We start from the raw sequence: 12,585 nt of genomic DNA on the forward strand, positions 1-12,585 counted from the left end.
ATACGGATAAGTTCAAACCACTTGTGAACTATCTGAATGGAAAGTCCAAAAAGACAGATCGGAAGAACATCGAGCTCCTCGCCTGGCTAATTGACTTTCCCGGCAGGCCCTGGGAATTGGGAAAAAGCTATTCCGGTGAGCCGGATGCAGATCCGCCGTTAAGTGATACCAATCCTGTAGCCGGCGAGCCGGAAACAGTAGAAAATACCACGGGCAATCCGCCGGCGAAGGAGCCTGATACACCGGGCGGAATTCCGGAAATTCCGGAAATTCCAGTACGGCTGTATGGAGCAAACGAGAGGGAAGGTGTGGATACTAAAATAGAGGAAGCTGATAATCAGGTAAAAAAAGGGAGATCTACGAAAAGGCTGGCGGCCACCGTTGTATTGTCGCTGGCATTGGCAACAGGTGGCGTGTGGTTGTTGAAGGGTATTACAGAACCCCGCTTCAGCGGCGGCTGCATGTATTGGAGTGAAGATCACTACAAGCCCATAGCTTGTGACCAGAAAATACCGAATGCGATGATCATAGCATTGGATACGGTGAAGCTGAAAAACTTCCGGAAAATAATTACAGCGGATACTATTACCTACCAGGCCATAGGGAAGGTCTGGTATTCTAAAATTGACAATAAATTTGAATTCTATACATCGGGTGGGGAACATCCTGTTGTTTATGGCCGCCGGCTGAAGCCGGTCACCAAATATATAATTGACCTATACATTCACCCGGGTACGATCACGAACAGTAACTAAATAAAAATAGCCGCAGGAACTTTCACTCCTGCGGCTATTCTTCCATCTCCTTCAGATCAATACCCTTTATTCTGTATAAGCACTCCCCCACTCAACTGTATTTCATTCAGCGGAATAGGCACATGCTCATTTACACCGGCTTTGAAATTGGGCAGCACGGATGCCGCCCGGCCTGTCCGCACCAGCTCATAGAACCTGCGATGCTCGCCTAACGCAGTTTCTACCCTCATTTCATGATAGATATCATTCAGGGTAACCGTTGCACGATTGGGCAGGATGGTCATATCCGTATTACCTCCGCTATTTCTTGCCCGTATCCTGATCTGGTTCACCAGGTCAGTTGCATGGCCCACATTCCCGTTATGAAATGCGGCTTCTGCTGTCCAGAGCATTACCTGCGCAAGGCCAAAGATCCTGTCATTGGTAGGTCCGTCACCTGCACCGCCGCCATTGTTGGTAGGTATCTGGTTAACGGGCAGCCAGTATTTCCTGTTCCAGTAACCGGTTTCACTGGTAGCAGTATTGGCGGTTGTTCCATCCGGCATCAGCTGATTACCGGAGATAACCGTAGCCCTGAACCTAGGATCGCCGCGTTCAAATTCATTCACCAGGGATTGTGAAGGCACTACAAAACCATATCCCCAGGTATTCCTGGGCGCATCAAACAGGTTCAGCAGGTTTCCTGTGTTTTTGCCGGGGATGTTCTCATAGTTCAGCTCAAAGATCGATTCAGGGCCAAACTCACCTTCCAGCGTCCAGATCTTTGTTACATCCGCTGCCAGTACATACTGTTGTGAATTGATGATGGAATCGCCGATCTGCTGCGCCTGCGTCCATTTCTTTTGCCACATGTATACTTCCAGCAGTAAAGCCTGCGCAGCGCCTTTGGTGGCGCGTCCACGGTCTGAAACAGCCTGCCGGCTTTTTTCCGGCAGCCCGGCGATGGCCTCCCTGGCATCTTGCTCTATAGCGGCCAGTACCTCCGGCTCCTCAGACTGCGGAACATTGTAGTTGCCATCATCGATGGGCTGCTTTATAAGCGGTATACGCCCAAACAGCCTTACCAGGTGCAGGTAGTAATACGCCCGCAGAAATTTGGCTTCACTCAGCACACGCGTTTTCAGGGCATCATCCATTTGAATAGGCGGCACTTTCTGCAATACCAGGTTAGCGAGGTATACGCCTTTATAGTTATCCCGCCAGGCATTGTATACATAACCGTTATCTGATTTTGCAGTGAACAATTTCAGCTGCTGTATCAGCTCCTGGTCAGAGGCGCCTCCGCCTCCTTTATTGGCATCGTCTGCCATGATATCTCCGAAGGATGACGGGGAATACCCGCCATAAGCCTGGTCCTTCAGCATACGGTAAGCGTCTGTAACAGCCCTTACCGCATCTTCAGAAGTTACATAGTAAGTAGCGGTGGACTGATGGGCCGTTGGCTGCTCATCCAGGAATTTGCTGCATGCGCCAAGGCTGGTCATCAGTACTGCACCAAGTAATATACTTTGATATTTCATTTTGCACATTGTTTTATGATACCGGTTAAAAAGACAAATTCACACCAGCAGAAAAAGTACGGCTCTGGGGATAGGTACCATTGTCCACCCCTATATCAAGTGTGCCGCCGGAGCCACTGTACTGCTGCCCGATCTCCGGATCATAACCTTTATACTTTGTGAATGTGAGCAGGTTCTGTGCTGCGGCGTATACCCGCAGTGATTTAATGCCCTTAATGGCAGATTTCGGGATGGTATATCCTATTGTAAGGTTCTGCAAGCGCAGGTAAGCACCGCTTTCCAGATAAAAGTCTGATACACGGGAGTTATTATTCGGATCGCTGGCTATCAGGCGGGGTAAGGTATTGCTGGTTCCGGGACCAGTCCATCTGCCCAACGCTTCTGTTTCCATATTGTAGTTGGAAATAAAGAAACCGTCAGTATAGTATTTATAAGCTGCCAGGATCTTATTGCCGTATACACCGGAGAAGAACATACTGAAATCGAAATTCTTGTAGTTCCCGCGCAGGTTAAACCCGTATGTAAGTTTGGGGATGGGCGATCCAAGGAAGGTCTGATCATTCTCATTGATCACCTTATCACCGTTCAGATCCCTGAAACGGAAATCGCCGGGTGCGGTGCCGGCCTGTTGTCTGGGGGCGCTATTCACTTCCTCCTGGGTCTGGAAGATGCCATCGGTCACATAACCATAAAAGGAGGCTACCGGATGGCCTACCTGTGTTAGTTCGGTTTGACCTGGTTTGATATTGCCGCTATAGATCTTTTGTCCTGTTCTGACCAGGTCCAGCACCCTGTTGCGGATGGTGGCAAAATGTACGCCTGCGCTCAGGTTAAAGTCTTTACTGATAGCTTGTTTATAATCCGCGGAAAATTCTATACCGGAATTCTGCATGGTGCCTGCGTTCTGACGGGGGCTCTGGGTAAAACCGGATACGGACAGGATATTCAGGTTCAGCAGCATATCCTTTGTTTTTTTCTGGTAGTAATCGAAAGAGCCTGTAAGCCGGTCATCAAACAAGCTATAGTCAAACCCCGCATTCCATTGCTGCACCTGTTCCCATTTCAGGTCAGGGTTGGCCAGCCCCGCCGGATCTGCGGTAGGAAATGCAGTAGCAGGGGCGCCTATTGCATAGTAATAGGTATTGATGCCAGCTGAGTAATCATAATACCCAACACTGGCCTGGTTACCTACAATACCCCAGCTGCCGCGTACCTTCAGGTAGGTAAGCTTGTTGCTTTTAGGGAAGAAGGGCTCATTGGTGATATTCCATCCCAATGATGCGGAAGGGAAATTACCGTATTTGTTATTGGAGCCAAACTTGGAAGAACCGTCACGGCGAAGGGTAGCTGTCAGGAAATAAGTACCGCGGAAATTATAGTTCAAACGGCCCATATAAGACAGCAAGCCCCATTGCTGCTGGCTGCCGCCCACCTGCTGGTTACTGATGCCTGCATCCAGGTATTGGAGGTAAGGATCATTTCCCGGCTGCCCCTGGTTGGATGCATTGATATAGTTGTAGGTGAACCGCTCTGCAGACATGCCTGCCAGTATATTGAAATGATGATCATTATTAACCTCAAATTCATACGTGGCTGTATTGTCCCAGGTCCAGTTTGTTACCTGGTCTTTTTGACGGTAGAGGCGTGCATTGGGATTGTTAAAGTTAGGCGCTACGTTATAGGTAGGCGTAAACTGCTTGTTGTCTGAAAACTTAAGATCAAGGCTATACGAAGTTTTCAGTGTCAGCCCTTTTACCGGCTTATATTGCAGATAGGTGTTACCCAGCAGACCGTATTGCGTGTAGGGCCAGTTACCATAGAGGTAATGGATCTTTGCCAGCGGGTTCACGATATCCGAATACTTGGTGGCGGTGTAGTTACCATTTTCATCCTTTACAGGGATGGTGGGATCTTCTGCAAAAGCATCGTTGATAACATTACCTCCGAACTCTGTTGCCACATTATGGGTCACCGACCTGTTAAATGCGAGGCTTTCGCCGAATTCAAGCCCCGGTTTGGGATTAAAGGTAATGTTGTTGGATACGTTGATCCGGTTATAATCTGATCCTACGATGGTACCTTGCTGGTCAAGATAGTTGCCGCTTACCCTGTAGGTAATATTCTGGCCGCCACCGCTGATTGCGAGATTATAGTTCTGTATATACCCGTTCCTGAACAGCTCATCCTGCCAGTCTGTTGTGCGGGTATAAGCAGCGGGAGGATCTGTAAAGGGAGAAGGCTGATTGGCATTCTTGTAGGCCTCGTTATTCAGCATCACATAGTCTGAAGCGCTTACCATGTCCAGCTTTTTACGCACCTGGGCAACGCCCTGGTAGGTGCCAAAGCTGATCTCCGCCTCTCCACGGTTGCCTCTTTTGGTTTTGATCAGCACTACGCCATTGGCGCCCCTGGAACCGTAAATGGCTTGTGCAGATGCATCTTTCAGGATATCGATGGATTCGATGTTTGAAGGGTCGATAATATTGATATCGTTGGATGCAAGCGGAATACCATCCACCACATACAGCGGGTCGGAGTTATTGATAGAAGTTAAACCCCTGATGCGCACCTGGGCGCCTGCGCCGGGAGCGCCGGAGTTCTGGGTTATCTGCACACCGGCTGTTTTACCTTCAAGGGCGCCCTGCAGGTTGGTCACCGGCTGATCTTTCAGCACATTGGAGCTAACGGAAGATATAGCGCCTGTTATATCGCCTTTACGTTGTGTACCATAACCTACCACCTGTATCTCATCCAGCGGGGAAGTGCTTAAAGCGAGCGACACCAGCACGCCGGAAGCGGAACCATTCACCAGCTTTGATCTTGCACCTGCATTCGTATGCTGCCGGCCTGCCGCCTGAGGGGCGGCGGCTTCCAGGAAAGATCCATTTACATAACGGAGGGTAAGGGGCACAAAACCCACAAAGCTGATCTGCAGCACATCGCCCTCATTTACGTTCAGCGAGAAGGAACCATCTGGTGCAGTAGTGGCGCCTTTATGCGTACCCATAATGATGATATTTACGCCCGCAAGCGGTTGTCCGTCGGCATCTACAATGCGGCCCGTTGCCGGCGGAGGCGCCATGGCAGGGATGTCCCAGGCCCGGGTATTTGCCGGCGCCCTGTGTGAAAGAAAGATGGTCTTTCCCTGTATGGTATAACCCAGTGGCTGGTCCCGGAGCACCAGGTCCAACAGGTCATTCAGCCGTGCATTTGTTACATTCACGGAAACAGTGCCGGTATTGGCAAGCATCTGCTCATTTGCAAATACAACATAACCGGTTTGTTTTTCTATAACGTTGAAGACCTGTTTCAGGCTGATATTTTTCGCGGAGATCGTAACATTCTGCGCTACTACGGAAGCCTTCACATGCATAAAAGCAACAAATAGTAAGACGGCGGCAAGTTTCATAGCCCTTAGCATTTTAGTTAGGAGGCCGTTGTGGAATTCAAGGGCCGCACTGCTTTCATCACAGGGAGGATCAGGAAAGCATAGTTGTCCCCTCCGGCTGATGGGCAGCCAATAGTTGTTTTTTTGCATAAATTGCAAATGATTTAGGATTTGAAAAAATGGTTCAGCAACTGTTTTGGAAGCGACTAAATCATTCAACCGTCACGGTCATCACCCGTGGCGGTTTTCTGTTTAATCTGCTGATACGTTTTCTTATTCAGGCGGGTTGGCCAAATAATAATAACGTGGAATGTCTGTTTTGTACATTTTCATTTTCAGTTAGTCATACGTAGTTTTAAATTATCAATATAGCCAGCCGGCTAGTGTCCCCTATGGTAATACAATTAGTTTCCGCCCTTCCAGCCGCAGATGTACGTCTGATTTTTCAAGGCCTATCAGCAAGCCATTCAGGGAAATATCCTTTGTCATTTTTCCCCAGAAAGTAATGTCGGGCGCACCTTTTTCATATACGACCTCGATATCGTACCAGCGTTCAAGCTGTCTCATTACTTCATGCAGTGTGGCGCCATTGAAATTGAACAGCCCGTTTTTCCAGGCTGTTGTCTTTTCAATGTCTGCATTGCTGACCACTTTGAGATCTGCTGCTGACCGGCCTGTCTGCGCCTGCTGGCCGGGTTCCAGTATTACGGAAGCAGCGGCTGTTCCGGCGCTTACTTTTATACGGCCTGCCACCAGTGTGGTGCTAATGTGCTGTTCATTTTCATAGGCATTCACATTAAAATGAGTTCCCAGCACCTCTATATTTGTATTGCCGTTCACCTTCACATGAAAGGGCATATTTGCATTTTCAGCCACTTCAAAATAGGCTTCACCGGTTACTTCCACCTGCCTTGTTTTTCCGGTGAACGAAACAGGATATCTCAACGAGCTGGCGGCATTCAGCCATACCCCCGTACCATCGGGTAATACCAGTTTGAACTGGCGGCCTTTAGGGGTTGTTATGCTGTTAAAGTCCACTCCTTCTCCCTGCACAGGCGCATAGGAAAGCTGGCCTGCCTTCAGCAGCACTTTTGCTCCTTTTTGGGTGGCAATAACACCATTCCCCAGGCTATCCAGCACCACCTGCGTACCATTTGCCAGCGTAAGCACCGCTCCATTCCTGCCGGGGGCAATATCCGCAGCCTTTGCCTGCATGGGAGGCTGTACCCGGTCCTTTCTGCCGGGCGCCAGGAAATAAATGCCTATCGCCAAAACGGGGATCAATACAGCGGCCCAGCTCCACCTGCGGAAAAAAGATGGTACACGGCGAAGCGGAACGGGATCTTCTTCCCGTGCTTTATCCGTATCCATTACGGCCTTCAGCAGTGATTGCCATTCTTCACCGGCCACTACCGGCTCTGCCGGCGCTTGCTCCATCAAGGTTACCAGCTGCTGCTGAAATTCGCCGGACATAACCGGATCCATTGCATATGCAGCCAGCTCCTGCCACTCTTCCTCCGTAAGGCGGCCTGCCGCATGTGTGGACAAAAGATAAAATAGCCGTTGTCTTTCCATATACTATAATAAGAAGATGCATCTCACCCAGGCATGGGCCTATTGCGTTAAAAAAAAAATTTACCGGAATAAAAGGAATAACATCAGCCACCAGCCGGCTTCACCTGCAGCGGCCAGGTACTGGCGGATATTGGTCAGGGCTGCGAAGAGGGTATTTTTGACTGTTTTGGGGGAAAGATCAAGGGCCGTGGCGATTTCCCGGACGCTCATGCCTTCATTCCTGCTCATCTGGAAGATAAGCCTGCGTTTTTCCGGCAGCCTGCTGACAGCATCCTGTACTAACCGCTGCAATTCATTCAGCCGCAGCGTATTTTCGGTGGTGTTGGATGACTGCGGCACGGTTTCCTCATATCCTGAAACCGCCCTTTCCTGTGAAAGGCGGCGCCTAATATACATGTGGTACTGGTTGGCTGCGATCCGGAAAATATAAGCAGCAGGCTGCTCCACATGCTGCAGCTTATCCCTGCTGAGCCATATCCTGACAAATGTTTCCTGGATAATTTCCCGTGTATCATCCGGGGAAGTGGTGAGTTTTTCAATAAAAGGCTTCAGCCGTTCCAGGTAGGCCTCAAACAGGATTGAAAAGGCGGCTTCATCCCCTTCCGCTATCCGCACAAGGAGCTCCTTTTCATTATATACCCGGTTTGCTGACAATATGATTGAATTTCGACTCTAAAAGGCAAACGCTAATATATCAAATATATACTCGTTATACCCCTTCTTGCGTATCTTGGAATTATTGATGTAATTCCATGCTTTTCGTAATGCGCTATCTAACCATACTCATTCCGCTTCTTAGCTTTTTCTCAACCAATGCCCAGGTATCCAAACACCAGCTGGATTCTTTGGCCCATAGCCTGGAAAGCTATTCCGGCGATACCGCCCGCACCTCCCTGTATATACGTACCAGTAAGGATATCTATGAATCCATGGAAGACCTTTGGTTCAAGGCGTATGCGGTAGACACCCGGCATCAGCTGCTCTCTGGCATTGACCAAACCCTTTACATTCAGCTGGTCCATGAAAACAAGGACAGTATTGTATGGGAACAAGCATACCCTCTTGACAAAGGCATTGCCAGCGGGCATATTTACCTGGACAATGCACTACCGGAGGGGAATTATTGGCTATGCGCCTACTCCGCCCATTCCCTGAGCGCGGATGCCAACTCATTCCAGGGTGCACGGAGAATTAGGATTGTACAGCACGTAGCGGAGCTGCTACGGAAAAAACCAGCTGCGCTCCGCTCCGATAGCCTGCAAAAGAAAATACAGTTCACACTCCTGCCCGAAGGTGGTGTACTGTTAGCTGGTGTAACCAACCGCATCGCTTTTAAAGCAGTAGCTGAAAACGGCCTCCCCTGCCCTGTTTCCGGAACCCTCTTTGATGGTAATAAGGCCATCGGGTATTTTAAGAGCACCCATGCGGGCATGGGTAGTTTTCTGCTGCAGCCGCAATCCGGCAGCAGCTATTACGTACGCCTGGACACGCCCTTTGCAAACACACCTTACCCATTGCCCCAAACCAGGAAGCAGGGCATGAGCTTCCGGTTGTTGAGCAATAATGCAGACAGCATCAGCTTCCGGATCTATAACCAGGGACCTGAAAAACAGCTTTTTTATTTCAGGCTGCAAACAAGGGGCCTCACCCAGCTGATGGCCGCTGCATCCATAAAAGACAGCCTGGACCTCAAACTGCCTTTGCAGGAGGTTACAGCCGGTGTGGCTGAAGCAACGCTTTTTGATCATCGCCCCCTGCCTGTAGCGGAAAGGCTGCTTTATATAAAACCGGATAAGCGCCTATCTGTTACGGCTAAACTTTCTCAAAAAAGCTATGGCACTAGAACGAAGATCCAGCTGCAGATCCATACCGCAGATGAGCAAGGCAAACCGGTTATTGCCCAATTAGGAGCTGCAGGTTACGACCGTATCTATCACCGGCCAATGGATCCAAAAGATATACAAACACATTACCTGCTATCCACCCAACTAAAGGGTAATATTTACGATCCCGGTTATTACTTCGATACCACTAACACGAACCGGGAACAGGCGCTGGACCTGCTGCTGCTAACCCAGGGCTGGCGCTCGTATTCGTGGAATGAGGAAGAGCTGAAAAAAAAGGGGAGCACGATATTATCTGACAGTATCCGGGGCCGGCTGGTTGCGCTGCGGAAGAAAACAAGATCTACCCAACAGGCTGTAATGTTCTTTGATGCGGAACAGCAACACAGTCAGCTAACCGCATTGGATAACAGCGGATCGTTCCGGCTTTCGCCGGAAAATTTAAAATTATCGGGCAACATTTACATTAAGCATTATGGCGATCAGCAGGACTTTGAATTGAAGGTATACGACCCTTTTGATCCCATTCATAAAATAAAGCCCTGGCAAAAAATAAGCTATCCTGTTGGAGGAACACCAGCAGCCGGGCAGGTGAACGAAGCAGATCCTTTTGTGCTCACCCGCGGAAGTATTAAGCTGAAAGCCGTAGAAATACAGGGAAAAACAACGGCTGTATTCCGTGATAAATATATAGGCCACCTGGACAGCCTGGCAAAATACCAGCAGCTTACTGACAAGGCTCATGGAGGCTGGTTGAATTGCCCTGCAGGTGATAGCGACGAGCGGCCCGTTGAGGGCCAAACCTACATTGTATGGACCGGCCCCAATCCGCCCACATCACACCCCTTCTCATTCAACACCACTAACACCAAACAAATTGTTTATCACTACCCCAAATACACGGAGGAAGAGCTGCTAAAAATGTGGGGGCTGGCCAGGGCAAAAGGGTACTATCCTAAAAAAGAATTTTACCAGCCCGATTATGATAAAGCACCCGATCCCCTGCCTGATTACCGGAATACCCTGCTGTGGGCGCCTGATATTATAACGGATGAAAATGGAAATGCCACGCTGGAGTTCTTTTCCTCTGATATTAATACCGCTTTTTATGGTATAGTGGAAGGCATTAGCGGCACTGGCATGGTAGGCAAGTGTGATTTTGAATTTATGGTAACGAAATGAGTGTACACAAGACCAGAGAATGTTGCGGTTGTTAATTATATTTGATCCCAAACATTTTATATGTACACTGCCCCTCTCTTCAAATGCTCGCAGCTTCAGCAAGACCAGATCATAAATCTTGATCATGTTACAACCGTTTCTTTTGATGACACCAGCCACGGGATCAGCTTTCAGCTTGCAGCGTATGGCGGCACATCCAGGGTTGTTCATTGGCGGTATGATGATGGACAGGCTTACCACCGGGATAAATTAGCGTTAAGCAATCACTGTTTAGGTCTTAAGCCATATTAATTTATAACAACCCAAAAATGATAAACAACATCAAGATCTTAAAGTCTGAAATACTTTCAGACAACTGGTATGTACTCCGGAAAATAACTTATGAATATTCAAAAAAAGACGGTACCATCTTAACCCAAAGCAGAGAAGCTTATGACCGGGGCAATGGCGCGGTGATTTTGCTGTACAACCAGGAGCAGAAAACCGTGATCCTGACAAGGCAGTTCCGTTTGCCGACATTTGTAAACGGCAATCCATCGGGCATGCTGATAGAAGCCTGTGCAGGCTTGCTGGACAAAGACAATGCAGAAGACTGCATAAGAAGGGAAACGGAAGAAGAAACAGGCTACAAAATAACCGAAGTGCAAAAGATCTTTGAAGCGTATATGTCGCCTGGCTCTGTGACAGAGATCCTATACTTCTTCATTGCAGCCTATGCAAAAGAGATGAAAGTAGCTGAAGGCGGTGGTGTTGAACACGAAGAAGAAAATATTGAAGTTTTAGAGATCGGCATTGATGATGCCATGAAGATGATTGAAACAGGTGAAATAAAAGATGGTAAAACCATCATGCTGCTTCAGTACATTAAGCTAAACAATATATTGTGATAGCCTGATCATCTACGCTGAATAACCAGCGTACCCCTTTTATTGGTGGCGGGGAGCGTAAGCTGAAGCATCCCTTTCTGTAAACGTTTCAGCACAACCGGTTTGCCATTGAACTGCGCCTGGTAGTCAAACCCGGGGTCCATTACTGCCAACAACGCACGTTTATGCGGAAGGGTAGCTTCATCAAAAGAAAGATCCGCTTTATACGATGTATGATCATTATTAAACGACTGCCCGTTGATCCAGATCTCAAACCCCGGCGTTATAGTTCCTGTTTTATAATATGCATCAAACCAGCACAGCACGGGTGTAGATAAACCGGAGAACTGGTGCCAGCCCGCTCCCCTGCCTGATGCCGCCAGGAAATGTTCAAATGTGTAGTAAGATGCATCTGTTTCTCTTTTATAAACGTCCAGGCCCTTTGATGCTACCTGGCAGGCAAGATCAGTTCTATCCATGTCCAGCATAGTTTTCCAGATAAACCACTGATGCGGCATCCATACAGCTCCGTTCCAGTAACCATCTATACGGTAATAAGGGGCCGACTGGTCCACAACAGTAATACCAGAAGGGCTCCACATATGTTTGGATGAAAAGATCTTGTCTGTTAAAATTTCCTGCTGAGGGGCCGTACACATCCCGGATATAAGCGGGTAAGCGCCATCCAGACCCATATTGAAATTAACGCCGGAAACAGGGTCGTTGTAAAAGCCGGTGGGGCGGCCTGTGCTGTCGTGCATTACATATGAATAGTACCCGCTCTTTGCATCCCAGGCATTGTTTTGCAGAGCAGCCGTAAACCGGCTGATGTCCTTGTCATAAACTTTGAGGTCAGCAGCCTTGTTGAGCGCCCTGGCAGCCATTCTCAGGATCTTGGCTACACGGATGATATGCGCCGTTGTTACTACCGGCGTTACCTGTTTTTCCAAATGCTGGCTATGAACGCCTGCCTGTGGCGGATAATCATCCCAGCCGCCGGAATTATAAAAATAATCCCAGGTTTTCAGCAACCCTGATGACAGCACATTAGTGGAAGAGCTTCCGTAACGCCCTGCGAGAAATTCATAATATTGTTTAAGCCGGGGATAAAAATAATTGAGCAATTCCTGTGATTGCGTTTTATTCCACAGCTCCAGGAATGCATAAACCTGAACGGGCAGCGGTGAACCATGATGAATAAAGGCCGACTGGCTGCCAGGCGGCGTTACATAGGTATTGATACATTCAGCCGTAAGCGCCGGATTGATCGTTGAAAGGCCCAGTGCTACAAAGCCCAGATCCCAGGTATACAGGCTGTTCCACCACTTGCCCGGTGTAAAATGCCGGATGTACTGATCCTGCATATAAACAGGATATACTACATTTGAAAGCAGGGTACTTTTCAGCATCCTGTGACTGAACAGGTATTGCCGGCCCTCCGGCAGTATTCCCTTT

The 12,585-nt window shown here is 48.6% G+C and carries 8 protein-coding genes; 3 read left to right on the plus strand and 5 right to left on the minus strand.

The window, feature by feature from the left end; all coding sequences use genetic code 11:
* Positions 1-755 (plus strand): hypothetical protein (locus VIM87_RS06575; protein ID WP_331996206.1); only part of this gene is annotated, 755 nt, incomplete at its 5' end.
* A gap of 56 nt (positions 756-811) precedes the next feature.
* Here VIM87_RS06575 and VIM87_RS06580 read toward each other — a convergent pair.
* The 4 genes from VIM87_RS06580 to VIM87_RS06595 form a co-directional block, all read right to left on the minus strand.
* A complete protein-coding gene (locus tag VIM87_RS06580; RefSeq protein WP_331996207.1) occupies positions 812-2,275 on the minus strand; it encodes a RagB/SusD family nutrient uptake outer membrane protein in 1,464 nt (487 codons plus the stop codon).
* Positions 2,276-2,300: 25 nt separating this feature from the next.
* The gene (locus VIM87_RS06585) at positions 2,301-5,684 is read right to left on the minus strand and encodes a TonB-dependent receptor (RefSeq protein WP_331996208.1); all 3,384 of its coding nucleotides are present in this window, start codon (positions 5,682-5,684) and stop codon (positions 2,301-2,303) included.
* A 369-nt stretch (positions 5,685-6,053) separates the two neighbouring features.
* A complete protein-coding gene (locus VIM87_RS06590; RefSeq protein WP_331996209.1) occupies positions 6,054-7,238 on the minus strand; it encodes a FecR family protein in 1,185 nt (394 codons plus the stop codon).
* 60 nt (positions 7,239-7,298) lie between these two features.
* Complete coding sequence (locus tag VIM87_RS06595; protein WP_331996210.1) at positions 7,299-7,892, minus strand: RNA polymerase sigma-70 factor; 594 nt, start codon at positions 7,890-7,892, stop codon at positions 7,299-7,301.
* Between the two features lie 110 nt (positions 7,893-8,002).
* Here VIM87_RS06595 and VIM87_RS06600 point away from each other — a divergent pair, with 110 nt between their 5' ends.
* Together VIM87_RS06600 and nudK are read left to right on the plus strand one after the other, a co-directional pair.
* Positions 8,003-10,264: a hypothetical protein gene (locus VIM87_RS06600; protein WP_331996211.1), complete on the plus strand. Its 2,262-nt coding sequence runs from the start codon at positions 8,003-8,005 to the stop codon at positions 10,262-10,264.
* A gap of 308 nt (positions 10,265-10,572) precedes the next feature.
* Positions 10,573-11,151, plus strand: coding sequence for a GDP-mannose pyrophosphatase NudK (nudK, locus tag VIM87_RS06605; protein ID WP_331996212.1), 579 nt, complete (start codon positions 10,573-10,575; stop codon positions 11,149-11,151).
* A gap of 8 nt (positions 11,152-11,159) precedes the next feature.
* On the opposite strand, the gene VIM87_RS06610 is transcribed toward nudK, so the two are convergent.
* Positions 11,160-12,585: MGH1-like glycoside hydrolase domain-containing protein (locus VIM87_RS06610; RefSeq protein WP_331996213.1), on the minus strand; the 1,426-nt coding region annotated here is incomplete at its 5' end.

Origin of the sequence: Chitinophaga sp. (assembly GCF_036569125.1) — a bacterium.
GTDB lineage: Bacteria > Bacteroidota > Bacteroidia > Chitinophagales > Chitinophagaceae > Chitinophaga.